Genomic DNA, 25,892 nt, shown 5'->3' with positions numbered 1-25,892 from the left:
ATCAGACGGATACGTTGCCAACGAGCGAGGGGTGCTTTACCCTCGCCTCTGTTGCGATAAAGGAGTCCGTCATGGCACAAAACATCTACGACAACCCGGCGTTTTTTGAAGGCTACGCTCAGCTTCCGCGTTCGGTGCACGGGCTGGACGGTGCGCCTGAGTGGCCTGCGCTCAAGGCAATGCTGCCTGATTTAACCGGCAAAGCGGTTATCGATCTCGGCTGCGGTTACGGCTGGTTCTGCCGCGCGGCGCGCGAGTTGGGCGCTAGCGACGTTACGGGCGTCGATATCTCAGAAAAAATGCTTGCCCGCGCGGCTGAACTGACGGATGACGTACAGATTCACTATCAGCGTAGCGATCTGGAATCTCTTCAGCTTCGCGAAAACAGTCTCGATCTGGTCTACAGCTCGCTGGCGCTTCACTACCTGCCGGAGCTGGGCACGCTATTCGCCAACGTTCAGCGTGCGCTAAAACCGGGTGGCAGCCTGGTCTTCTCGATGGAGCACCCGATTTACACCTGCGCCACCCGTCAGGGCTGGCTGACCGACGACAGCGGCGAGCGGTTCTGGGGCGTGAACCATTATCAGGACGAAAGCCAGCGCGTCAGCAACTGGCTGGCGGATGGAGTGATTAAATACCACCGCACGCTGGGCACCACGCTTAACGCGCTGATAAAGGCCGGGTTAACGATAAGTGAAGTCAATGAGTGGGGACCAACGCAGGCGCAGATTGACGCCTGGCCTGCATTGTCCGAAGAGGCGGAGCGCCCGATGCTGGTGCTGATGTCCGCCCGTAAGGCTCAGTAACCTACCTTATACACCCGCCCGCTCTGCACCCCTTCCACGCTGCGGCGGTAGGCCTGGGCCACGGTCGCGGCGGGAACGCTTTCAAAGCCAGGGAAGAACCCGTCATACGCTTCGGCGGATTCCGTCAGTACCGTTGGGCTAATCAGGTTAATGCGGATCCCGCGCGGCAGTTCGCAGGCTGCGGCGCGGACAAACCCTTCCAGCGCCGCATTGACCGTGGTGGCATTTACGCCCTGCGCAATCGGCTCGTGCGCCACAATCCCGCTTATCAGCGTAATCGAGCCGCCTTCGTTCAGATAATGCTGGCCGGTCAGCGCCAGACGCACCTGCCCGAGCAGCTTATCCTGCAGGCCCTGGTTGAAGTCGCTGTCCTTCATGGTCGCGAGCGGGCCAAAGTAGAGACCACCGCTGGCGGAGACAATCGCATCCACCGGGCCGATTTTCTCAAACAGCGCCTGCACGCTCGCCTGCGAGGTGATATCCACCTGGTAGTCGCCCCGCGTGCGACCCACGCGGATGACCTCGTGACGACGGCTTAACTCTTCGGTTACGGCACGACCGACCGTACCGCTGGCACCAATAATGACGATTTTCATATCCGACTCCTCATGTTGTGAGCCCTCATTCTTTAATAAATAAAAAGTCAGATAAACTGGGCTAAAGTTAGATGATTACTAACCAGGGGTTTGGAATATGGATAAACTTCGCGGCATGGAGACGTTTATCGCGGTGGTAGAGAGCGGCAGCTTCACAGGCGCGGCGGCGCGGCTGGAGATGTCGGCGGTGATGGTCGGGAAATATATTGCTCTGCTCGAATCTCAGCTGGGCACGCGGCTGCTGGAGCGCAATACCCGTCGCCAGAGCCTGACCGACGCCGGACGCGTTTATTTTGAAGAGGCCAGGCGCGTGCTGGAGCAGGTCTCGATTGCCGAAAGCGCGGTTGAACGGCTGCGCGCGGCGCCCGCCGGCACCCTGCGCGTCACCGCCCCCACGTCGTTTGGCGGCTGCGCGATCGCCCCTCTGACGGCCACATTTTTGCAGCGCTACCCGGAAGTGCGTATCGAACTGGATCTCACCAACCGGATGGTCGATCTGGTGGAAGAGGGGGTCGATCTGGCCATTCGCATTGGCGATATCCGCAATGACGATCTGGTGGCGAAATATCTGTGTCCCTACAACATGGTGATCTGCGCCGCGCCGGATTATCTGGCGCGACACGGCACGCCGCAGACGCCCGCCGATCTGGTGGATCATCTGTGCCTGTCGCACACGGTGTGGACCGCGCGCAACGAGTGGCGGCTGCCGGGTGCGGAAGGGGAGGTGCGCTGGAAGCGGGATGCGATCTTAAGATGCAACGACGGCTACGGCTTACGCATGGCGGCGCGAGCCGGGGCAGGGCTGCTGCTGCAACCGGAAGTGCTGGTGGCGGAAGAGCTGGCAAGCGGCAGGCTGGTGCGTGTGCTGGAGCCGTTCACGCCCGCGCCGAGGCCGGTGCATTTACTGTGGCGTCAGGATTTGCGTCCCCTTCCTAAGCTAACGGAATTTATTGCTCATATTCTGCTAAGATTGGGCACAATATAAAAAAAGAAGGTAATCAAAGAATGTCTGCAAACAAACTCGCCAGCAGCGCGCAGGGCCTGCAATCATCTGCCATCCGTGAATTATTAAAACATAGCAAAATGGCGGGCGTGATTTCGCTGGGCGGCGGTATTCCTAATCCGGACCTGTTCGATCGCGAAGGGCTTAAAATTGCCGCCGATGCCGTGTTGTCACAGAATTTTGGCGAGGCGTTCCAGTATGGCCTGACGGAAGGCGTACCGGGGCTGCGCGAAGAAATTAAACGCATCTGCGAGGGGCGCGGCATCGCCTGTAAGGCCGATGACGTGGTCATTACTTCCGGCTCTCAACAATCTCTGGACGTGCTGGCGCGTGCGTTAATTAATCCGGGCGATACGGTTGTCGTTGAACGTCCTACCTATCTCGCCGCGCTGCAGGTCTTTGGCCTGGCACAGGCGAATTTTGAATCCGTCGGCACCGACGGCGACGGCATGAAGGTCGATGAACTTGAAGCGCTGGTGGCGAAGAAAACCATCAAGGCGGTTTATATCGTTCCAACCTTTGGTAACCCTGGCGGCGTAACGCTTTCCGAGGCGCGCCGTAAACAGCTGGTGGAATTATCAAAGCGCTATGATTTCGTGATTATCGAAGACGATCCATACAGCGAAATTAACTACACCGACGACGTGTTCCGCCCGCTGATTGCCCATGCGAAAGATATCGGCAATGAGGATAACGTGGTGTACACCTCTACCTTCTCCAAAATCCTCGCGCCGGGCACCCGCGTGGGCTGGGTGCTGGTGCCGGAATGGCTGAAGCGCGCGGTGGTGAACCTCAAGCAAACCACCGATCTGCACACCAGCACGCTGTCCCAGCTGATGACCTACGAGTATCTGAAAACCGGGCGTCTGGCGAACCAGATTAAAATGATCCGCGAGGCCTATCGCCAGAAATACCAGACGTTTGCAACGGAACTGGAAGCCGAGCTGGGCGATGTGATGTCGTTCCACAAGCCGAAGGGCGGGATGTTCCTGTGGGCAAAAATGAACAACGGCATGAATACGACGAAATGGCTGGAAAAAACCTTAAGCAACGGCGTGGTGTTTGTACCGGGCGAGTTCTTCTTCTGCAACGAACCGGACCCGACAACGCTGCGCATGTCATTCGTCACCCCAACGGATGAGCAGCTTAAAGAAGCGGTTCGACGCCTGAAGATCTCCCTGTAACAGAGCGCGCATAACGGCAGTTGCCGTTGTGCGCGCAGGGTGAGCTTATTGCGTGGCGTGGGCGAGCGCGCGGTCTGAAGCATCGCCGCCGATCGTCTGCGTCACTTCATGGATACGACAGATTTTCCCCTCGCGCAGTGTGGCAAACATATACACCTCTAATTCCGCCTGGCGACCATCTGGATACGTCACCGTAGCCCAGTGCCGGTCTGCTAAAAGATTCTCGTGACAGGCCAGCTCTTCTACCCTGAATGCGATCGCGCGGATCTGCGAGCGGACGTGGTTCAGGTGCTGCACAAAACCCCGATAATCAAGCGCGTGACCATCCGTGTACTGCTGGTAATCGGGCGTGAACACCTCTGCGGGATCTAATTCGCCTTTGAACAAGCGGCTTAACAGGCACGCCATTTTTTCGCGCTGTAGGGTATTGTCAGGCTGGGCTATCAGGGTTGTGATGATGCTCATGTTGGCTCCTTGTGTAGTTGAGCCACCATTATCCTTGACAGTCGACGGCGCAGTTTCTGTAATACGTCGATGAATAACGATTTTCGGCCAGGATAAGATGATCGGTACAGAGACGCTCCGCCATCCCGGCGGTTACCGCACCGCGTGGCACAGCCATCCCACCGGACAGCTCTGGCGTATTGCAACGGGGCTGCTGGTGATTGAGACCCAACAGGGGCGTTCGGTTGTACCGGCAAACCATATTGGCTGGATCCCACCGGGCCAGCAGCACGCCGCCTTTTCTGAAAGCGCGATAGAAGGCTGCGCTATCTATCTTGACCCTGCGTGCTGTGCAATGCTTCCCGATGCCCCCGCGCTGTTCGAGCCCGACGATCTCACTCATGCACTGTTTTCCCGCTTAAGCGTTGCAGAAAACGAGTACGATCCGCGAAAGCTCACCCTGCTGCTGGATGAGCTTGCCCTGACGCCTCAGGTGCGCTTTTATCTGCCCGTACCAACGGATCCGCGTCTGAAGAACGTGGTCAGCCACTTGCTGCAGTGTGTCGATGATAATCAAACGGTCAAGAGCCATGCCAGCCATGCCGGGATGAGCGTGCGTACGTTTAACCGTCGATTTAGCGCCCAGACGGGAATGAACTTCGTCAACTGGCGGCAGCTGGCGCGCGTCATGCAGGCAATGGAGTGGCTGGCGGCGGGGAAGCCGGTGGGATGGATTGCGCTGTCCTGCGGCTACAGCAGCGTCAGCGCATTTATTGAGGTTTTCAGAATGTGGACCGGTAAAACGCCGGGACAGTGGGGGATTAAAGGTGGCGCTGTAGAGCCGGTTTGATTCAGGACACATCCGGCTGGCCTGATTTCCTTTTTGCCATGATTTCTGCAATCGTTTTTATACGGCTCAACTCCTCCTGAGTCCGGGAATTAGTTTGCGCTTCCCAGACGTCGACGTTTAGCTGCAGGTTCAACCAGAATTCAATGGTGGTATCAAATGCCTTGGCCAGTCTGATTGCCATATCGGCCGTCAGTTTACGATTATTATTAACGAGAGCACTGATGGTATTACGGTGCACGTTAAGCATTTCCGCGAGATCGCTAATTTTCAGATTGAGCGGCTCAAGATATTCATACTGCAACACATCGCCCGGCGTGGTGGGTTTGCGTAGAGCCTGTTGAAGAGTCATAGGTAATGCCTCATTTGTATGGCGTGTACTTGTGCGGAGAGAGGTAGAGATCGTCTGCTTTGCCCTCTGACCACCTGAATACCAACCTGTATTGCCTGTTATCGCGACTCGCAGAGTACCCTGCAAGCGGGGGATTCAGCGATTCATACATATTGCCTGGCGGGGATCTCAGCTCCCGGTGCGAGGTGGCAGCGTTGATCATATCCAGCTTCCTCGCTAAGGCTGATTCAAGGCTTGAAGGGATCACATTGCTTGATTTCCCGTACAGAAAAAAATCCTTAAGCCATTGATAACGAAAATGATTAATCATAGCGCTAATGAGCTCCACTCCATGAAGCTATGTGGATAATAATGCACTCTTGCACAGTGCGCAAGTGCGTTTCGATTGGCGGCTATGTTACCCTGATGCAGGCTGAAGGAAAGCGGAAGGCGTCGTTAAAAGCGGTTTCTTCGAGGCGGATTCCAGAAAAGGGGGATTGTGGTGTGGGTGCGGCATGATGCCCTCTCCCACAGGGCTGAAGAATCCCCACAAATTACTGCGAGCAGCGAATCATCCCCTCGCCCCTTTGGGGAGAGGGTGAAGGGGAGGCGAAGACTATCGCTCCCTCAGCGCCTCCTTCGCCCGGTTAAATGGCTTGATCAGATAATCCAGTACCGTTTTCTCTCCGGTCTTGATGTCCACTGTGGCAATCATCCCCGGCACGATCGAGAAATGCCTGCCCGCCTTATTCACCAGGTAATCCTGGCTGGTGCGGATAAACACGCGGTAGTAGAACACCTCCGGCTTGGCCTCGTCCTGGATAGTGTCCGGGGATATGGTCTCCACCACCCCGTGCAGCCCGCCGTAGATGGCGTAATCATAGGCGGTGATCTTCACCAGCGCCTCCTGGTTCGGGTGGATAAAGGCGATATCGCGCGGCGAGAGGCGGGTTTCAATCAGCAGATGATCGTCCACCGGCACAATCTCCATCAGCTCGCCGTTGGGCGGGATCACGCCGCCGATGGTGGTGACTTTGATGTTTTTTACGATCCCGCGCACCGGGGATTTTACCGTCAGGCGGGTGACGGAATCCTCGCGGCCTTTGAGGATCGCCGAGACCATATCCACCTCGGCGTTGGCCTTGGATAACGCCTCGCGCGCCTGAACGTAATACTGGGAACGCACGTCGGTGAGCTTCAGCTCCAGGTCGCTTTTCTGTCGCTGCAGGCGGAGCACTTCCACGTGGCTGGCGGCGCCGGTTTTTACCAGCCGCTGGGTGATTGCCAGCTCTTTGTTTGCGAGATCTAACGCTGAACGCAGTTCACGCTGCGTGTCCTCCAGCTGCGCGCGGCGCGAATTGTAGAGCCGCGTTTCGGCGGCGGTCAGTTCGGTCCATTTCTCCAGCGAAGGCGGGAACTTCAGCGGCAGATCGTTCACCTCGGCGTACAGACGGGCGCTGGAGGCCAGCGACGCGCGGTAGCGCGCCGCGCTTTCGCCGACGTTCGATTCGGAACGTGTTGGATCCAGCCGCGCCAGCACCTGTCCGGCCTGCACCTGATCGCCTTCGTGTACGTTCAGCTCGGTGAGGATCCCCCCATCCAGCGACTGCAACACCTGCTCGCGCGAGCTGGGGATCACTTTTCCGGTTCCCGTTGAGACTTCATCCAGCATCCCAAACCACGCCCAGACGCCTAGCGCCACAAACATCAGCAGCGAGAAGATCACAATCCGCCGCGCGCCGGTATAGCCGCTTTCGGAGTCGAGCGCATTATCCAGATCGTCCATCGCCGCTACGTCACGCTGACTGATTTTCATTTTTCCACTCCCGTCCGGTTGCTGCCTGCTGCTGTTGCTGCATGCGGCTGTTGTTCAGCGCCTGCGCTTTTGGCGCGTCCATGACCAGCATCCCATCTTTCAGCACGACCACGCGCTCCACCAGCTCCAGCACCGGCACGCGGTGGGTGGCGACAACCAGCGTCCGGTTGCCGAGCCACGCCCCCAGGCGCTGGATAAATTCCCGCTCGGTGTGTTCGTCAAGGGAAGCGGTCGGCTCGTCCATCAGCACGATATTCGGATCGCGCAGCAGCATCCGCGCCAGCAGAATCGACTGCCGCTGCCCGCCGGACAATCCCACGCCGTTCTCCATAATCGGGTAGTCCAGCCCCTTTGGCAGCTTCTGCACAAAGCTGGCCGCGCCGCACATCTCCAGCACCTCGAAGATCTCTTCGTCGGTGGCGCGCGGCATGCCGAGGGTGATGTTCTCGCGCAGGGTGCCGTAAAACAGCCGCGCGTTCTGGGTCATAAAGCCGACGTTTCGCCGCACGTCGGCCACGTCCAGATGCGGCAGGCTGAGGTTGTCGAGCCGCAACTCGCCGGCCGCCAGATCCATGCCGCCCGCCATTGCCTGCAGGAGAGTGGATTTGCCCGCGCCGTTACGCCCGAGGATCGCCACTTTCTCGCCCGGCCTGATCTCCAGACGGTTAATGCGCAGCGCTATGCGCGGATCTTCCGGCTGATAGCGGAACTGCGCCTGCTCGAAAAGATAGTGTCCGCGCAGCACGTCCTGGCGGATCGGCGTCTCTTCACGTTGATTTTCAGTAGGAAGCTGCATAATGCTGTCCAGCCCCTCTTTGGCGGCCTTAACCTGCTGCCAGCGGGCGAGCACGCCGCACAGCGTCGCCATCGGGGCGATCATCCGGGAGGCCAGCATCGAGGCGGCCACCACCGAGCCGGTGGTCAGCGTGCCGTCAATCACCATCGGCGCGCCAACCACGATCACGGCGGCGTAAACCAGGCTCTGGACGGTCATCCCCCAGCTGATCAGGTTCTGGGTCAGCTCGCGGGTGCGCAGGCCGGATTCCGCGGTGATCTGGATATAGCTGTTCCACTGCTGTAAAAAGCGGTTCTCCGCCTGCATCAGCTTGATGTCCTCCAGCCCCTGCACGCTCTCCACCAGCACCGCGTTGCGCAGGGTGGATTCATGCGCCGACTGCTTCGCCAGCTCCGCCAGCTTCTTTTGCAGCAGCAGGCCCGGCAGGACCATGATCACTGCCGCTACCGGGGCGATCCACGCCAGCTGCGGGGCGATGATCGCCAGCACCACCACAAACAGGAAGAAGAAGGGCAGATCGACAATCGTCGAGATGGTGGAGGAGGTGACCATCTCGCGGATCTGCTCCAGCTCGCGCAGCTGGGAGATAAAGCTGCCGGTGGAGCGCGGAATGGCGCTGTGGCGCAGCCGTAACGCGTGGCCGAACACGCGATCCGAGACGCGCAGATCCGAGCGTTTGCCCAGCAGATCCATAATGTGCCCGCGCGCGACGCGCAGCACAAAGCCAAACAGGGTGGCGATCAGCACCCCGATGGTCAGCACGTAGAGCGTCGGGTAGGACTGGGCGGGGATCACCCGGTCATACACCTGCATAGAAAAGACAATGCCGGAGAGGGAGAGCACATTGATAAACAGCGCCGCCAGCATCACCCAGCTGTAGGGGCGCAGGTCGCGCATCACCAGCCGGTAGAGCCAGTCCGGACGGTACTTTGAGATGTAGGCGTCCACGCGGCTGTCTTTCAGCGCGGCCAGCGGACGCAGGGCGATAACGTGGCGGATGGCGGGCAGCATTGCGCTCATCGACAGGCGGTTGGTGTATGTCTTGTCGTCGAAAAAGCTGACCTCGAGCGTATCTTCTCCGTCGAAATTCTCGATCACGCCGATTTTTCCGTCGTTCAGCGCCACCACCACCGGCAGACGCCAGCTGTTGATCGACTGCTGATCGGCCGTCAGCAGCTGGAACGTCAGCCCGGCTTCACGGGCAAGCTGAGTCAGTGCGGGCACCATCGGTTTGCCTTTCAGCCACGGCGCGCCCGCAACGAGCGAGCCTGGCGAACAGGCAACGCGGTAGCGCGTGGCGACAAAGCCAAACGCCTGAGCCCACTGCTCCAGCGCCTCATCCGTCATCGTTTCCCCCTGCGGGATGTCGCGTTGCTTCATGGCTGGATCTCCACGGTCTGGATGGTGCGGTTATCAAGATCGAACGCATGACGCAATTGCCCGGTGTTATAGAGGCAGTTGAGCTGCAGCTGATGCAGCTGACCGAGGGTCTGCTGCTGGGTAAAGCGCGCCTGATAGACCTCCTGCTCGGCGTTGAGCACGTCCAGCAGCGGGCGTGAGCCGAGATCAAGATACTGCTGCTGGTAGAGCTCGCGGGTGCGGGCGCTGAGCGCCTCCTGGCGGCCCTGAATTTGCAGCGTGCTTTGCAGGCTCATGACCTGGCTGCGGGCCTCCAGCAGCTTCTGGCGGACATCGAGGCGCGTGCGCTGAATGGTCGACTGCGCCGCTTCCACCGCGTGACCGGCGGCGTTGCGTCGGGCGGTGAGTCCGCCGCCCTGATAGAGCGGCATCTGGACTTTCACCCAGGCGGAATATTGGGTGCGGTCCCGCGTTTCGTTACCCGCGTAGCGATCGTTCAGATAGTGACGGACTTCCGGCTCCAGCGAGACGGTTGGCGTCATCTGCGCGTCGGCGTAGTCAAGGTTAGCCTGAGCGACGTTCGCCTGTGCCCAGGCGGCGAGGACCGCAGGCACCAGACGATCGTCCGGCTCGGCGATATCGCAACTGCGGGCCAGCTTCTGCGGAAAGTCATTGCTGATATCGTTCAGGCTGTTCCAGCCGAGAAAGCTCATCAGCGTGGCGCGGGCGCTGTCGAGGCTGGCCTGATACTGCATCAGCTGGGCGCGTGCCCCTTCAATGCGCGCGTCGGTCTGCACCACGTCAGACAGGGAAGTGGCCCCTTCGTCGTTACGCTGGCGGGTCAGGGTGCCTATTGATGAGAGGGCGTCAAGCTGCTCTTTGGCGGTGTCGACCATCTGCTGCCAGGTTTGCACCTGCACCATGGCGATAGCGGTATCGTGGGCGATGGTGTCGATACTGACCAGCACGTTGGCCTGCTGCTGGGCGACCCCGGCGTTTTCGGCCCGCACCTGGCTTGCCACTTTGCCGAAGTCGTAGAGCATCTGTGAAAGAGAGAGCACCAGCGACGGCGTAAAGCCGTTCTGGTCGCCGTCGTGGGAATACCCGTTGTCCATGCCGGCGTTGATTTGCGGATAGTATTTCGATTTGGCGACGTCGACCTCTTCGTTCTGTTCGTAGAGTTTGCCCACGGCTTCAGCGATCGCCGGGTGCCAGGTGACGGCGCGATTAACGGCCTCGCCAAGCTGTAGTGAACCGGGAGCGGCTTTGCCTGCCACCGGGGCGACGCGGCCATTCAGTGAGGGGAGTTCCTGCGTTTCGCGGAGCTGTCCGGTATTGATAGTTGCCGCCGGGTTTGCCGCGATGGCGGGTACAGATATCAGGCAGCACGAGAGCCACCAGTAAGGCATCTTTATTCCCATGTCTTGTCCCTAATAAATAAGTACAGCTTTATTATTTATGCCCGGGCGCTGTGCGCCCGGGTCATGTCCTGCAGGTGCTATCAGGTAATGATGTGTTGCTGGTTAACAAGCTCGTCGTACGTGGTCTGCACGTTATCAAGCGTAACGAGTGCAGTATTAGTGTAGGTGCTCCCTGCGCCGTCACGGTCGATGGAGATCACAGTGTTGTTACCGCTTTGCGTGACATTGATATAATTCCCCAGCGAGGCGGTATTGCCGTCCCAGCCCACGAGCAGATCGCCAATGTCGATCTTGTCTCCCTGCGCCAGGGAGAAGTTCGTCCAGTGGTCGCCGCCGGCGCTGGTGATGTTGCCCCCCGTCGCGTTGCCCGCCGTGCTGTTCAGCACCTGATAAATCAGCGTGTCGCCGTAGGCCGTACCGCTAATCACATCGTTATGCTCCGAACTGATAAATTTCGGCGCCATGTTGATGGTCAGCGACGCGGTGTCCGTGGTGCCGTTGGCATCGGTCAGGGTGTAGTTAAAGACCTCCTTCGTGGTAATGGTAGAGAGCGATATCCCCGGGTTGAGCGTATAGGTGTAACTGCCGTCTGCGGCAATCGCCAGCGTGCCGTAGTGACCCGTGATGCTCGACTGCGTGCTGCCGGTGTAGGGATCCAGCGTAGTGGTAACGCCGTCGTAGCCGGTAATGCTCACGCGGGTATCCACCGAGTGCAGCTGGTCCATCGTCCCTGCGGAACCGGTGCCGTCGAAAATGTTGCCGTCAACGGTGTGGGTGCCCGTGGCGTCGAACTGCGACAGCGAGTAGCTTGTGCCGGTGACGCTTGGGGTGATGGTGATATTTCCTACTCCCAGCGGCCCCATTCTGCCGGTATAGCTCAGGGTGTAGGTCCCCGCCTCCAGGTCGAGACCCGTCAGGTTGACCGTTGCCGTGTCGCCCAGCAGCAGCCCGCCGTTGAACGAGCCGGTTCTGACGGTGGTGGCGCCGTTGGTCAGCGTCCAGTCAACCGTCAATCCTGTAAGCGTCAGCAACGAGGCGACGTTAAACGACAGCACCACGTTGTGCAGCGCGGTATTGGCATCCACCACGAAGGTGCCGGAGCCGGAGCCCTGTGTTGAAGCGAGCAGCGCGGCGTTCCAGCTCGCCGACCCGACGGTTGTATCCGAGTACGCGGCGGTGTGGTGTACCGACGTCACGTCCATCGCGGTGCTGACATCATTCACCGCATCCATCGGCTGCGCGGTTGGGGTGATGTTGAGCGAAGCCGTGTCTTTCGTGCCGTCCGGCGCGGTAATGGTGTAGACGAAGGTATCCGGGGTGCTGATGTGGTCAACGCCGACGCCGCTATTCAGGGTGTAGGTGTACTCCCCGGCCGCGTTGATGCTCAGCGTACCGTACTCGCCGGTAATGTTCGTCAGACCGCTGCTGTTCACCGCTACGCCGTTAACTTCCGTCACCAGCGTGCCGACTGGCGCAATATCATCCGACAGAACGTCCCCGGTAGTGCTCGCGCTGACGCTCGCCACGCTGTAGACATGATCCTGCAGCACGTTCAGCGTGTAGGCCGTCAGGGCGGTGATCCCCGCAGCCGTATTCAGCAGGAACAGGTACTCACCGGCCGGCAGCTGCAGCGTCAGCTGAGGCGAGGTGCCGCCCAGCAGCGGCGCGCGCAGCCAGCCTGGTTCAACGCGCATCTGCTCGAAGGTCTGGGTCGCGTTGTTGAACTTGTAGACGTACAGATCAAACACCGACGCCAGCGCCACGCCGCCCACGGAGGCCTGGATGGTCATGGTGCGGGTAGTGCCTTCCTCCACGTTATAGATGATGGGATTGGTCATATCGTCCAGCAGGTTCAGCCCCAGCGTGTTGCCGAGATTGATTCCCACCAGGGTAAAGCCGCCCTGGGACGACGTACCGTTGTTAATCGCGTTGACGGTGGTATCGAAGGTCAGCGAGTTCGTATCGTCAACCGCGACAATACCGCTGGTGGCGGTACCGGTGCCCAGCGACAGCACCAGATTCGCCGACGCGCTGACGCCGTTATGCGTGATGGTGTAGCTGAAGCTCTCCGTCCGGCCAATCACCGATGCGCTGGTGTTGGTCAGATCGTAGGTGTAACTGCCGTCGCGGTTAATGGTCAGCGTACCGTACTGACCCTGGATCACCGTGCCGTCGGCAGTGACGCTGGTGGTGACACCCTGGGCGTTGGTGACGGCCGTGACCGTTGCCCCTGCCGGAGCGTTGTCGCTGCCTGCGGTTGGGTCAACGTCGGTGATCACGTTACCGCCGAGGCTGGTGTCGCCCGTAACGGTGCCCGGCCCGGTCTCTTTCACCGCCACGTCGAGGCTGGTGTAGGAGCCGGTTGCCAGCAGGTTGGTGTTATAGCTCAGCACGCGGTAGTTGCCGTCCGCCAGCCCGGTCAGGTTTAGCGAAACGCCGGTTGCCCCCAGGGTCAGCAGGTCGGCAAACTGCGGCTGTCCGGTATCGACTACGGTAGTCCAGGTGTTGTTAACGGTGTCAAAGCGCTGAACCACCAGCTCAAGGGTGTTGAGCAGAGAGAGCACCGCGCCCGTGGCGTTGGCGTTCACGACGATATCCGCGCTGCCGCCGCTGCCCACGGTGAAGTTGACCTGAGCGGTGTCATTACCGAGCAGCGTCAGGACGTTGCCCACGGCACCGACCAGCAGGAAGCCGTAGTCGCTGTACTGGCTGTTGGTGACGGTGGCCGTGGTGCTGAGATCCAGCTCTTCGACATTATTGCTGGCGGAGAGCGGCACCACCGGCGCGAGCGCCGAGCCGGGCTGCGAGATATTGCCCGCCGCGTCGGTGGCGGTGATTTGCAGCGTCTGGCCTTCAGTCTGTTTGTTTACGAAGGTGTAGCTGTACGTGCCGTTGCTGCCCGCTGTGGTCGTGACCGTCGAGCCGTCCGTGAGTCGGATGGTGACGGTACTGCCTGCTTCAGCATTGCCGGTTAATACGCTACCGTCGGCGTTGAAGGTTCCGGTTGGGGCCGTTGGCGCGGTCAGATCGACGATAATCGTCGTCACGGCCGATGCCGGGCTGGTGTTGCCTGCGGCATCGGTGGCCGTGGCGGTGAAGTTGTGGGTGCCCTGCGTCAGCGTGGTGGTTTCCGGCAGCGTCCAGTTGCCATTGCCGTCGGCGGTGACGGTGCCCACCAGCGTGATGCCATCGTAGATCCGTACCGTTGCATTCGCTTCGGCGGTCCCGCTCAGGGCCGGATGCGTGTCGTTGGTCGGGTTGGTGCCGGTTACCGGGCCGATGACGCTACCGACATCATCAATTACCGAGCTGATGACCGGCGCTGCCGGGGCAAGAGTATCGACGTTAATCGTGTACCCGGCGGTTGGCGCGCTGGCATTGCCCGTCGCATCGGTGGCGGTAAAGGTCAACGTGTGCGGGCCGTTGCCCAGCGCCGGAGAAGGCGTATAGCTCCACGCCCCGCCGGTGGCGATCACGCTGCCGATCTGCACGCCGTTATCGAAGATTTTCACCGTAGAACCCGCTTCCGCCGTACCGCTGAGGGTTGGCTGCGCGTCGTTGGTTATTCCTCCGTTCGCGACTGGCGTTGCCGCATTGCCGACGTCATCCAGAATGCTGGTGAGCACCGGCAGCGCTGGCGGCGCGGTGTCAATCGTCAGACTGAAGCTTGCGAACGACGCGCTGGTGTTGCCTGCGGCATCCGTAGCCTGCGCGGTGAAGCTGTGCGCCCCCTCTGTCAGCGTGGTATTGAGTAAGATACTCCAGCTGCCGCTGCCGTCTGCGGTGCCCGTCCCGACCAGCGTGGTTCCCTCATAGATATTCACGGTGGCAAACGGTTCGCTGGTTCCGACCAGCCGCGGTACGGTGTCATCGGTCGTCTGCCCGGACGTGATTGGCCCGGTAATGCTCCCCACATCGTCAATCGCCTGGCTGATAACCGGCGCGGTGGGTGCCGTGCTATCGACAACCAGCGTAAAGCCTGGCGAGGCGGGGCTGATGTTCCCTGCGGCATCGGTGACCGTGGCGGTCCAGGTGTGGGTGCCAGCCGCCAGTGGCGTGGATGGCGTAAAGCTCCATGCACCTGTACCGTCTGCCAGCGCGGTGCCGACAGGCTGCCCGTTTTCATAGATGGTGACCGTGGCGTTGGCCGTCGCGGTGCCGCTCAGCGTTGGCGTGGTGTCGTCGGTGCTTTGCCCGGAAGTGAGCGGGGTTTGAATACTGCCCACGTTATCTGCCGCGGCTGAAATGACCGGCGCAGACGGCACGCCCGTATCCACCGTCAGGTTAAATGGTGCCGTTGCAGTACCCACGTTGCCCGCCGCGTCGGTGGCGTTGAAAGTAATGGCATGCGGTCCGTCGATCAGATCGGTACCCGGCGTGAAGGTCCAGCTGCCCTGGGCATTGACCACGGCGGTGCCAATTTCGTTGCCATCAACAATCACGTGCACCGTAGAACCCACGTCGCCCGTACCGTTGAAGGTCGGACGCGCGTCGTTAGTGCTGTTACCCGACGTGAGCGTCCCCGTGGTCGGTGCGACATCGTCAATCACGCTGGTCACCACCGGCACGCCAGGGCCTGCGGTATCGACGGTGAAGGCGAAGACCGACGAGTTCGCCGAGGCGTTGCCCGCGGCATCCGTTGCGTACGCGCGCAGGGAGTAGCTGCCGTCGTCCAGCGGTGTGGTCGGGGTGAAGGACCAGTTACCGTTTCCGTCGACGGTCGTCGTACCCAACTGCGTACCGTTATTCATGATGTAGATGGTGCTGCCTGCCTGTCCGGTGCCGCTAATCGTTGGGGTGTTGTCGTTGGTCGCCTGCCCGCTGGTGAGGTTGCCCGTGACGCCGCCAGGGACGTTATCACTTACCGTATCCAGAGTTGGAACTGTCGGCGCCGTGAGGTCAACCACCACGCTCCACGGGGCGGAGGCCAGGCTCAGGTTACCCTGCGGATCGGTTGCCTGAACCGTGAACGCGTGTGGCCCTTCGACAAGCGCGGTCTCTGGCGTAAAGCTCCACGCGCCGGTGCCATCAGCCGTAACCACTGCAATCTGGGTAGCGCCATCGAAAATGGTTACGATGCTGTTTGCGTCCGCTGTCCCCGAAAGGGTTGGCGTGGCGTCGTTCGTTTCGCCGCCGCTGGCTACCGGGGTGGCGGTATTGCCCACATTATCCGTTACGCTGGTGATGACCGGCGTGGTGGAAATGGAATCCACCACGATGGTGAAGTCAGCCGAAGGACCGCTCTGATTTCCCGCCGGATCGGTCTCGCGGATGGTCAGAACGTTACTGCCTTCTGGCAGGGCGGGCGTGGTGTAGCTCCAGGTGCCGGTATTACCAACCACCACGCTGTCCAGCAGCACGCCGTTGTTGTAGATGGAGATGGTATCACCCACCGCGCCGGTGCCGGTGAGGGTCGGCTGGCTGTCGTTGGTGGTCTGGCCGCTGGTCAGCGGACCGGTGACAGGGCCCACGTCATCAATGACCGAGCCAATAGTTGGCGTGCCCGGCGCGGTCAGATCGACGGTTACGCTGGCCGCCGGAGAGCGGCCGCTGGTGGCACCGTTGAGGGTCGCAGTCACCTCAAAGGTGTGCAGCCCCTCGCCAAGCGCGGCCGGCGTATAGCTCCAGTTGCCGCTGCCGTCGGCGGTCACCGTTGTCAATGGCGTCGTGCTACCGTCCTGATAGATAGTAATCACGCTGCCCGCTTCGGACGTACCGGTAAGCGTTGGCGTGGTGTCGTTGGTGGTTTTGCCTTTCACATCGCCGGTGACCGGGTCCACGTCATCAACGATGGCCGTAATAACGGGAACCTGCGGCAGCTCAAGCGGCGAGTCGGTAACGATAAAAGGCACGTCAGCGCTGGCATTTCCTGCTGCGTCCGTGGCGGTCACGGTCAGCGTGGTTGGATCCAGCTGCGCCGGGCTCAGCGCAATGGAGAAGCTGCCGTCGCTGCCGACAACGCCAGTACCAATGACCGTAGTACCGTTTGTCACGGTAATGATGCTGCCCGCTTCACCGGTACCGGTCAGCGGTGTTCCTTCATCTGGCAGGCTCATGTTGCCCGGATCTGCCGGGGCAACGGTATCTACCGTCACGCTCACCGGTGCGGAACTCCCTGAAATATTGCCCGCCGGATCGCTGGAAGAGACGGTGAAGGCATACTGGCCATCCGGTAGCGTTGTGCCTGCGGTCCAGCTCCAGCTGCCGTCCGACTGTATCGTTACCGGTGCTCCTGACGGGGTACCGTCGATGGAGACGATAACGGTGGCGCCGGGCTCGCCGGTCCCGGTCAGGGTCGGCGTGCCGTCATTCGTATAAAGCAGGTTATTAGACAGCTGGCTGCCCTCAACCTCGGTAATGGCCGGGACTTCAGGCGCAAGGGTATCTAGCGTGACGGAAACGACCGGGCTCGGCGCGCTGACGTTACCTGCGGCATCGACTCCCGCAACGGTGATGTTCAGCAGGCCGTCCTGCTGTGGTGGCAGGACAAAGCTCCATTCTCCGTTAACGACATCGACACGTCCTACCTCAACGCCGTTATTGTAAACGATGACCGTATCGCCAGTCGTGCCGGTACCTCCGACGGTTGGCGTCGCATCGGTGATTAAGCCCCCATTCGGCTGGCCCCCGACGGCGTCAAATACCGGAACATCCGGTGCTACGGTATCCACGGTAATCGTAATCGCTGGCGACGGGTCAGAGACGTTGCCCGCCTCATCGGTGGCGGTGGCGGTATAGACGTGGCTGCCTTCCCCAATATTACTGTCAGGACGCCAGCTCCAGTTGCCGTTGCTGTCTACCGTCACGGTGCCCACGATGGTCGGTGTGCCGTTAACGGTATCAGTGATGTTGATAACGTCATTCGCCGTACCGGTGCCGCTCAGGACCGGGCGCGGATCGTTGGTGGTTCCGCCATCGGGAACGGGGCCGGTTATCTGGCTGACGCTGTCGGTAATCACCGGTGCTGCTGGTGCTGTTGGCGCATCGGTATCAATGGTGATGGTGACCGGCTGGGACGGGGCGCTTTCGTTGCCCGTGCCGTCCATATTGGTGACGGTCAGGGTAATGTCATAGGTGCCGTTAGGCAGCGGGGTAGCTGGCGTCCAGGTCCAGTTGCCGGTGCCGTCCACGAGCACATCATCAAGCTTGACCCCACCGTTGTAGATGGTCACGGTATCGCCCGGATTGCCGGTGCCGCTCAGGGTCGGCGTGGTGTCGCGGGTGGTTTCTCCCGGGTTCAGCGGCGTTTCTGTGCCGTCAGGATTGACGGTGATTGCCGGGATCTCCGGCGTGGCTGGCGGAACGGTATCTACCGTCAGTTCAAACGGCGTTGAGATGGTGGTATTGCCCGCGGCATCCGTGGCATGCACCGTCAGCGTATGCGGGCCGTCGGTGAGCGGGATAACGGGGGTAAAGCTCCAGCCGCCGCTGCCGTCGAGGGTCGCGGTGCCGAGCAGGGTGGTACCGTCATAGACGGTGATTACCGTATCTGCCGGCGCGGTGCCCTGCAGCAGCGGCTGGGTGTCGTCGGTGGTGTCGCCGCTGGTAAGCGGCCCGTTAACGCCGCCGACGTCATCGGTTACGGTGGCGATGGTGGCCGCCGCTGGCGGTGTGGTATCGACGGTCAGGGTAAAGCCGCCTGACGGCTGGCTGGTATTACCCGCTCCATCGGTGGTGACGGCGGTAAAGGTATAGGTGCCGTTAACAAGCGGTGTGGTTGGGGTATAAGTCCACGTGCCGCTGCTGTCGATCACAATGGTAGTGAGATCGACGCCGTCCTGGCGGATGGTGACGGTTGAGCCCGGCTCCGCGGTGCCGTTGAGCGTCGGCGTGGTGTCATTGGTGCTGTCGCCAGAGTTGAGCGCGCCGAGGCGCTCTGGCACGTCATCCACCACCTGGGTAATGACCGGCGCATCCGGGGCAACGCTGTCAATGATGATGCCCCAACTGTTGGAAACGTCGCTAATGTTGCCCGCCGCGTCAGTTGCGACGGCGGTCAGGGTATGTTGACCCTCAGCGAGCGGGGTATCCGGAGTAAAGCTCCACGCGCCGAGGCCATCGGCGACGGTGGTTCCAATATCAACCCCATCCACGCGGATGGTGATCGTGGCGTTGGCCGCGGCGGTACCGCTGAGCGTCGGAGTTGAATCATTGGTGGTCTCATTGAGGTCGAGCGAGCCAGTACGTTCAGGCACATCGTCAACGACCTGCGTAATCACCGGGGCGGCCGGTGCCGTCCCGTCGACAATAATGGTCCACGCGTTCGATTGTCCGCTCGGGTTACCGGCGGCATCCGTCGCCGTTGCCGTCAGCACGTACGTACCATCGGCCAGCGGAGAGGGCGGCGTAAAGCTCCACAGGCCGGATGAGGGGACGGCCACCGTGCCGATGATATCGCTGCCGTTGAAAATCGTGATGGTCGAACCGGGTTCGCCCGTGCCGTTCAGGGTCGGCGCCCGGTCGTTGGTCAGCCCATTCTGGTCCACGGGACCGGTTGTGTTCAGCACGTCGTCAATCACCGACACGATAACCGGGGCCTGCGGAGGGGTGATATCCGGCGCTGCTGCGGAGGTTGCTGGCCCCGTGTTGCCCGCAGCGTCGGTGGCGTCTGCGGTCAGGATTTCGCCGTTGAGCTTAGGCGGGGTCAGCGTCAGGCTAAAGTTGCCCTCGCTGTCGGCCACCGGGGTGCCAAGGATAGCGTCGCCTTCACGGATGGTTACCGTGCTGCCAGGCTCCGCGGTGCCGGTGATGGTGCCGCCATCATTCGATACGACGAGGTCGCCGGGGGCCAGCGGCGGCGTGGTGTCCACGGTGAAGATGATCGGCTCTGAGGCCGCACTCTGGTTTCCGGCTGCATCGGTTTCAACGACGGTTATCGTGTGCGTTCCGTCCGCGAGCGGGCCGTCTGGCGTGACGCTCCAGGTGCCGTTCGGCAGCACCGTTGTGGTTCCAACCGCGACGCCGTTATCGTAGATAGTGATTGTGCCACCGGGCTCGCCCGTTCCCGCCAGGATCGGCTTTGACGCATCGGTAGGCGTGCCTGCGGTTATGGTCCCTCTGATCGCACCCGTGTCGTCGGTCAGCACAATCGCGGTCGGCGCGGTCGGCGGGGTAAGATCTACGGTGAGGGTAAATACCGGTGAGGCCGGTCCGAGGTTGCCGGCGGCGTCGGTTGCCCGCACGGTAATCTGGTGGGTGCTTTCAGTCAAATCGGTTGACGGGATAAATGTCCAGGTGCCGTTGCTGGCGACGAGCGCCGTGCCAATGGCGACTCCGCCATCATAGATGGTTACGGTGGAGCCCGCCTCCGCGGTGCCGCTGAGCTGCGGGCGTGGATCGTTGGTGCTGCCGCCGTTTGTGACAGACCCCGTTTGAGGATCAATATCGTCCGTCACGCTGCCGATCGTTGGGGCATCGGGTGCGGTGAGATCCGGCGCCGTAATCGTTGTGCCCTGGCTGGTATTCCCGGCCGCATCCGTCGCGGTGGCGGTCACCTGTTCGCCGTTGGTCAGCGGAGTGCCGAGAGACACAGTAAAGTTTCCGTCACTGCCGGTTTTTCCGGTGCCAAGGACGTTGCCGTTCGCGTCTTTCAGCGTGATGGTACTGCCGGGCTCGGCGGTACCGGTGACGCTTTTACCGTCCGACGAGAACTGAAGGCCGGAGGGTGCATTCGGCGGTGTTGTATCCGGGTTGGTGGGATCGACTGGCGTACTGGGGTTAGGGTTAGGATTGTTGTTATTCCCATCATCGTCATCCCCGCCGCCGCTGGAGCTTGCCACCGCCGCGATGGCGCCAGCCGCGACAATGCCGCCCAGCGCCCACGGCCAGATGGCGGCACCACCTGCATCACTCCCGGATGCGGCCAGCAAGGCGTCCGTGGACGCGATGGATTCGTACGTGGCGGCCCCGGTGGGATCTTCAATCCACCATAACGCACCGTCACTCTCCTGGAGCACCAGCTGGCTCACGCCCTGTGCGTCGGTGACATAGAAATTTTTAAGGGTGATCACTTCCCCGGAGTGCAGTGTCACCACCAGATCGTTACCACTTCGCGCGAAGTGGGAGACATCGGCTCGCTCTACATGAAGCTCAACGATAGAGGAATGGCTCAGCGTAACCTGTGTGCCTTCCGTAGTCGTTTCCACGCCAGTGAGTTTTGATATAACAGAGATTTGGCTCATTTAGGTATTACTCCAGCAGAGTTATCGTGAACGACGAGCAAGACGAGCCATCTCTGGAGAAGGTAAAGGGCGCCCCCGGCGGAGTTACTGTTTTTTAAACAGCACTCACCGTCTTTTTTAGAGCGAACGATGCCCGCCAGGATTCAGAGTGGCAACATCAGAGCGAATGTAATTACTTACGAGACAGAATGTTTGCTATGCGTATTTTGTGCCTTATAAAACCCTGTAATTAATAGAGGATTTGGTTTTGAGGATATAAAAATGATATAGCCAGAAAACGGTGAATGTGCAAATTAAGCTTTCGTAAATAAAGAGGTAGGTCGTAAAGAGGTCATTAATTTATTGATGGGGTTTATGTATTTTTTTTATTAATATATTGTTTTTGTTGGATTTTTTATGACTGCAGTATACTTTTTTATTTATGTTTTAGATGTGGTTTAATAATTGGTAGTGTCGTTTTTGAATGCAATTAAAAATGTTATTATTTAAAGCTGCTTAATCATGGTTTAAGTTAGGATAACATTCTTGATGTAGGATATATTATATTAATAGGGATTTAAAATATATTCTTATGTGGTGTTGGAATTATGCTACTGCGAGCAGGAAATATAATAACCTGCTGTATTTTCAATACGGTCATTCATTAACCTGATACTGAGGGCGAAAAAAAATGACCGCAGGGATGGGCATCCGGACATTTGCATCAATCCTATCTGTCGTCATAAGGCGGCGAACAAAAAGGGGCAGATATACACGACGTATCGCTTTTATTCGAAGCAATAAAAAAGGCCGCTAACGCGGCCCTGAGGTGAGTATGTCGGTTATTCAGTGACTTTCTTTTCCAGCTCGCTGGCACCTTCTTTGGTTTTGTTCCAGCCTTTTTCTGCGCCTTCTTTAGTGGCATCCCACCCCTTCTCGGTGCCTTCTTTGGTTTTATGCCAGGCTTTCTGGGAATCTTCGCTGACTTTGCTGCCAAAGCTTTCGCTCTTACCTTCCGCAGCATGCTGCTGTTTCAGCTTCAGCTCTTCGCCTTTGTTCTGCTCTTCGTGCAGTTTTTGCTTCGCTTCGTTGGCGTTTGCGTTCGCCGCAGCGACGGTATCGTCAGTTGCATGTGTGGTCGCAGCAAATACTGGGGAAGCCAGCAGAACGGCAGATAATGCGATAATTGTTTTTTTCATAATATCCTCATTTAACGTTATCGGTTATGAGCGTGATTCAGCATGGCACAGACGAAGCGGGGTGGCTTTAGGAAAAAACTGTAATGAGATCAAAGTACCCAGGCTAGCGCCCCCTTGCTTGAGGATCACCCGAAGGATAAAAAACCTATTTCTATGAGGGCTGCAAGGGTCAGCAGAATAAAGAAAATAACGACCATGGGTCTGTACATTTTAAGGCTCCATCCTTGTGTGATGTCTTGTCCAGCGTACGGGATACATCGTTAAGCCATCCCCGGCACGACATATCCCCTGAGTGAATTGTGTCCGTTTTTACTTTTCCATGGGAGGAGGGCGGTGTCGTTGATGTTTATCAAAGGGCAGCGGCAGGGTAAGGAAAATCTGCATGAAAGTTACTGGCCTTGTTAGCGTTGAACGCTTTACGTTGCCGCTGGCTCTCGCCACTGGCGGACGTGCTCGATCAGGGCTCTTAGCTTGGGCGCCATATTGTGACGCTGGGGGAAATAGAGATAAAAGCCTGGAAAAGACGGAAGAAACGCATCCAGCAGGGCAACAAGCTGCCCCGTTTCGATATACGGAGTGAATGTATCCTCCGTGGCTAAGGTTATGCCGCCGCCGGCCAGTGCCAGGCTGAGCATAAGGCGCAGATCGTTTGTGGTGATCTGCGGTTCAATCGCCACATCGAAAGGAACGCCCGCCTCCTCAAATTCCCAGCGATAGGGGGCAACGTCCGGGGCTGGACGCCAGCCGATACACCGGTGAGCCACCAGCTCGCGGGGGTGCTCAGGTACGCCGTGAGTCGCCAGATAGGACGGTGAAGCCACCACCCTCTCACGCTGCTGACCCGTAAGGGGAACGGCGATCATGTCTTTTTCAATAACTTCACCCAGCCTTACCCCGGCGTCATAGCCCGCCGCCACGATATCGAACTCCTCGTCCGACACGAAGATATCAAGCGATACCGCAGGATGCGCAGCCGCAAACGAAGCGAGCAGCGGGCCAGAGAGAAACGCTTCCGCGATTGAGGTGACCGCGATTCTGAGCTGGCCGCGCGGTGTGCTGTCCGACGCGACGTCTTCAAATGCCGCTTCAATATTGGCGATGGGGGCCTGCAACGATTTACGCAGCCGTTCACCTGCTTCAGTGAGGCTTACCGAGCGCGTGGTGCGCATCACCAGCAGGGTTTGAAAACCATCTTCAAGACGCCTAATCCCCTGGCTGACAGCGGAGCGGGTTATGCCCAGCCGCGCGGCGGCAGCGCTAAAGCTGCGCTCCTCGGCGACCGCCAGAAAAACAGGTAACAGATTGAGATCGATTTTCATTGTTTAACATTGCTAACCAGTGAGTCCAGTAAATGCAGGATACAAGAAACAATGGTGAGTATCTATTATCACGTTGAACTCAACGTAAGGAGCAAAACATGAACAAAGTTATCTTAATTACCGGTGCATCAAGCGGTATCGGAGAAGGTATTGCCAGAGAGTTAGGCAAGGCAGGCGCGAACGTTTTCCTGGGCGCTCGCAGGCTGGATCGCATCAACGCCCTGGCTGCTGAAATCCGCAGTGCAGGGGGGGAAGCAGAGGCCGCAGTCTTAGACGTTACCAGCCGCCAGTCGATGGCTGACTTCGTACAGGCAGCGCGTGAAAAGTGGGGCCGCATTGACGTGCTGATTAACAACGCGGGCATCATGCCTCTTTCTCCGCTTTCGGCAGGCAAGCAGGATGAGTGGGAGCGCACCATTGACGTGAATATCAAGGGCGTGCTGTGGGGGATAGGCGCCGTTCTGCCGATTATGGAAGCCCAGGGCTCGGGACAAATCATTAATATCGGCTCGATTGGTGCCTTGTCCGTGGTGCCCACGGCTGCTGTCTACTGTGCCACCAAATTCGCCGTACGGGCGATTTCGGATGGTTTACGTCAGGAAAGTTCGAACATCCGCGTGACCTGCGTTAACCCTGGGGTAGTGGAAAGCGAACTGGCCTCGACCATTACGCACCCGGAAACCATGGCGGCGATGGACGCGTACCGTGCTATTGCCCTCAAACCTGCTGATATCGCCCGCGCTGTGCGCCACATCATCGAGGCGCCTGAGAGTGTCGATACAACAGAAATTACGATCAGACCGACGGCATCTGCGAACTAACGTTGCGGATGAAAATTAGCGGGTCAGGCCATTGCCTGACCCGCTTTACTTTCTTACCACGGCTGCTCGGTCGGCATAATAAACAGCTCTGCCACATCCACATGTTCCGGTGCCTGCAGCACGTAAACAATCGAGTCGGCGATATCATCGGCTTTCAGGAACGTCATCTTCTCCTTCAGCTGTTCCATCTGCGCACGATAATTTTCGTCACTGATATGCTCGAATAATTCACTTTCTACGGCACCCGGCTGGAGTGAGGTGACGCGAATGTTGAACTGCGGCGCCACTTCCATACGCAAAATATCCGAGAAGGCGGCAACGGCGTGCTTCGTTGCACAGTACACCCCAAGTCCGGGGAACGTTTTGCGCCCAGCGATCGACGAGGTATTGATGATGTGACCAGACCGCTGCGACTGCATAATCGGTAGTACGGCCGCTACGGTGTTAAAGAGGCCTTTTACGTTCACGTCTACCATTTGGTGCCATTCATCGACTTTGAGGCTGGCAATATCAGAGATCGGCATCAGCCCGGCGTTATTGAAGGCGATATCAATGTGGCCATAGCGTTTATGCAGTGTCGCGACCCCTTCATTAACCGAGGCCGGGTCAGTGACGTCCATAACCAGCGCAATGGCTTCACCGCCAGCAGCCTCAATGTCAGAGACCAGCGCCTGCAGGCGATCCAGGCGGCGGGCGGCGAGACCGACCCTTACGCCCTGTTTCGCTAATTTTTTTGCCGTGGCGGCACCAATCCCGCTTGAAGCACCGGTGATGAGAGCGACTTTATCTTTAAGTTCCATAACTGATCCTCGAGAGAGTTAATTTCAACGCTTCAGAAAGAACGTCTGAAGTACGGGTCAATAATGGATGTTTCAGGCGGTGGCTTCGCGCGGGCTTTTGCTCAAACTGTCGGACTTTTGCTGCGAACGATATCGCTGCGATAGTGCGAGGGCGTCACGCCGTTATGCCTGAGGAAGACGGCAGCAAAATGGCTGGGGCTGGTATATCCCACGTTCAGGGCAATATTGATAATGGAATCATTGGTTTCCGACAGCATGCGGCGCGCTTCCTCCATGCGTAGCCGGATAAAATAGTGGGAGGGCGAAAGCCCGGTCGACTGTTTGAAGGCGCGGCTAAAATGGTATTCGCTGAGATCGGTCAGCTTAGCCAGCCGTGCCAGGTCAAACGGCTGGGCCAGCCCTTCCCGCATTGCCGTAAAGACCCGGTGCAGTTTAAATGCCTGCAGACCTCCCCGGTGTCGTTTCGTATGCGTGCCGTAGGTGCGAACCAGGTGTACCGTCAGCGCTTGGGCAATCCCCTGGATAAAGGGGCCGCTTGGGGGAGTTTGCAGATACAGCTCCTGGCGTATCTGCTCCAGCAGCGCGGATAGCGTTTCGTCGCGCGCGCCGGAGACTTCCCGCAGTTCACACTCCTGCATCATGGCCACGCCGATATACACATGCATGACGACGAACGGTATATCTGGCTCGGCTTGCCACCGCATTTCAGTGGGAGAGGCCGCCGTCGTGAGAAAGAAATCGCCTGCGGTAACGCGGTTTGCTAACCACGCCTCGCCGGGGGAACGCTCCTCAACAACGGCTTGACCAGAAAGGATCCAGACGATAAAGGGCTCCGGAACCGCCGGAATAATGACGTTTTCCTGGACTTGTCTGCGGGCCAGAATTTGAACGAATACATCCCGGGAAGATTGCGCCCGATGCTCCCGGAGCAGCTTGCCGGGAAGGTATTCTTCAAACGTCTCTGCGGAAGTTCGCTGAGTCATCGTTAGC

17 protein-coding genes are annotated in these 25,892 nt (G+C 59.1%); 5 read left to right on the top strand and 12 right to left on the bottom strand.

The window, feature by feature from the left end; all coding sequences use genetic code 11:
• Positions 1–71 precede the first annotated feature (71 nt).
• Positions 72–806 (top strand): bifunctional 2-polyprenyl-6-hydroxyphenol methylase/3-demethylubiquinol 3-O-methyltransferase UbiG, encoded by a 735-nt coding sequence (locus IM294_RS04150; protein WP_126817344.1) that lies wholly within the window; start codon positions 72–74, stop codon positions 804–806.
• Here IM294_RS04150 and IM294_RS04145 read toward each other — a convergent pair.
• A complete protein-coding gene (locus IM294_RS04145; protein WP_028014155.1) occupies positions 800–1,402 on the bottom strand; it encodes a short chain dehydrogenase in 603 nt (200 codons plus the stop codon). The genes IM294_RS04150 and IM294_RS04145 overlap by 7 nt on opposite strands.
• A 97-nt stretch (positions 1,403–1,499) precedes the next feature.
• On the opposite strand from IM294_RS04145, the gene IM294_RS04140 reads away from it, so the two are divergent.
• Positions 1,500–2,387: a LysR family transcriptional regulator gene (locus IM294_RS04140; RefSeq protein ID WP_045260881.1), complete on the top strand. Its 888-nt coding sequence runs from the start codon at positions 1,500–1,502 to the stop codon at positions 2,385–2,387.
• A gap of 20 nt (positions 2,388–2,407) precedes the next feature.
• A complete protein-coding gene (locus IM294_RS04135; RefSeq protein ID WP_063155566.1) occupies positions 2,408–3,589 on the top strand; it encodes a PLP-dependent aminotransferase family protein in 1,182 nt (393 codons plus the stop codon).
• A gap of 45 nt (positions 3,590–3,634) precedes the next feature.
• Here IM294_RS04135 and IM294_RS04130 read toward each other — a convergent pair whose 3' ends face one another.
• Positions 3,635–4,054, bottom strand: coding sequence for a nuclear transport factor 2 family protein (locus tag IM294_RS04130; protein ID WP_045260879.1), 420 nt, complete (start codon positions 4,052–4,054; stop codon positions 3,635–3,637).
• A gap of 97 nt (positions 4,055–4,151) precedes the next feature.
• Between IM294_RS04130 and IM294_RS04125 the strand changes: the two genes are divergently transcribed.
• Entirely contained in the window at positions 4,152–4,883 is a 732-nt protein-coding gene (locus IM294_RS04125; RefSeq protein ID WP_047367526.1) for a helix-turn-helix domain-containing protein, read from the top strand.
• 1 nt (position 4,884) lies between these two features.
• Here the strand turns inward: IM294_RS04125 and IM294_RS04120 are convergent, their stop codons facing one another.
• The 8 genes from IM294_RS04120 to IM294_RS04085 form a co-directional block, all read right to left on the bottom strand.
• Positions 4,885–5,232, bottom strand: coding sequence for a HigA family addiction module antitoxin (locus tag IM294_RS04120; RefSeq protein ID WP_126817346.1), 348 nt, complete (start codon positions 5,230–5,232; stop codon positions 4,885–4,887).
• Positions 5,233–5,242: 10 nt separating this feature from the next.
• Positions 5,243–5,542 carry a type II toxin-antitoxin system RelE/ParE family toxin gene (locus tag IM294_RS04115; protein WP_126817348.1) on the bottom strand — a complete coding sequence of 100 codons (300 nt, stop codon included), beginning with the start codon at positions 5,540–5,542 and terminating at the stop codon, positions 5,243–5,245.
• Positions 5,543–5,827: 285 nt separating this feature from the next.
• Positions 5,828–6,997, bottom strand: coding sequence for an HlyD family efflux transporter periplasmic adaptor subunit (locus tag IM294_RS04110; protein ID WP_088204896.1), 1,170 nt, complete (start codon positions 6,995–6,997; stop codon positions 5,828–5,830).
• A 10-nt stretch (positions 6,998–7,007) separates the two neighbouring features.
• Positions 7,008–9,203 carry a type I secretion system permease/ATPase gene (locus IM294_RS04105; RefSeq protein WP_126817350.1) on the bottom strand — a complete coding sequence of 732 codons (2,196 nt, stop codon included), beginning with the start codon at positions 9,201–9,203 and terminating at the stop codon, positions 7,008–7,010.
• On the bottom strand, positions 9,200–10,603 hold the full coding sequence (locus tag IM294_RS04100; protein ID WP_041908566.1) for a TolC family outer membrane protein: 1,404 nt from the start codon (positions 10,601–10,603) through the stop codon (positions 9,200–9,202). Before IM294_RS04100 ends, IM294_RS04105 begins: the two co-directional genes overlap by 4 nt.
• Before the next feature lie 80 nt (positions 10,604–10,683).
• A complete protein-coding gene (locus IM294_RS04095) occupies positions 10,684–20,784 on the bottom strand; it encodes a BapA/Bap/LapF family large adhesin (RefSeq protein ID WP_193360305.1) in 10,101 nt (3,366 codons plus the stop codon).
• Between the two features lie 821 nt (positions 20,785–21,605).
• On the bottom strand, positions 21,606–21,962 hold the full coding sequence (locus IM294_RS04090; protein ID WP_028014145.1) for a hypothetical protein: 357 nt from the start codon (positions 21,960–21,962) through the stop codon (positions 21,606–21,608).
• Between the two features lie 416 nt (positions 21,963–22,378).
• A complete protein-coding gene (locus IM294_RS04085; protein WP_028014144.1) occupies positions 22,379–23,281 on the bottom strand; it encodes a LysR family transcriptional regulator in 903 nt (300 codons plus the stop codon).
• A gap of 98 nt (positions 23,282–23,379) precedes the next feature.
• On the opposite strand from IM294_RS04085, the gene IM294_RS04080 reads away from it, so the two are divergent.
• Positions 23,380–24,102, top strand: coding sequence for an SDR family oxidoreductase (locus IM294_RS04080; RefSeq protein ID WP_047367534.1), 723 nt, complete (start codon positions 23,380–23,382; stop codon positions 24,100–24,102).
• Between the two features lie 53 nt (positions 24,103–24,155).
• Here the strand turns inward: IM294_RS04080 and IM294_RS04075 are convergent, their stop codons facing one another.
• Together IM294_RS04075 and IM294_RS04070 are read right to left on the bottom strand one after the other, a co-directional pair.
• Positions 24,156–24,902 (bottom strand): SDR family oxidoreductase, encoded by a 747-nt coding sequence (locus IM294_RS04075; RefSeq protein WP_047367535.1) that lies wholly within the window; start codon positions 24,900–24,902, stop codon positions 24,156–24,158.
• A gap of 101 nt (positions 24,903–25,003) precedes the next feature.
• Positions 25,004–25,885, bottom strand: a complete 882-nt coding sequence (locus IM294_RS04070; protein WP_047367536.1) for a helix-turn-helix domain-containing protein — start codon at positions 25,883–25,885, stop codon at positions 25,004–25,006.
• Between the last annotated feature and the right edge of the window lie 7 nt (positions 25,886–25,892).

The organism is Enterobacter cloacae complex sp. P43RS, from assembly GCF_014930585.1.
Lineage (GTDB): Bacteria > Pseudomonadota > Gammaproteobacteria > Enterobacterales > Enterobacteriaceae > Enterobacter > Enterobacter bugandensis.
The sequence above is the reverse complement of the archived record's forward strand: the minus strand, read 5'-3'. Positions and strand labels throughout refer to the sequence as shown.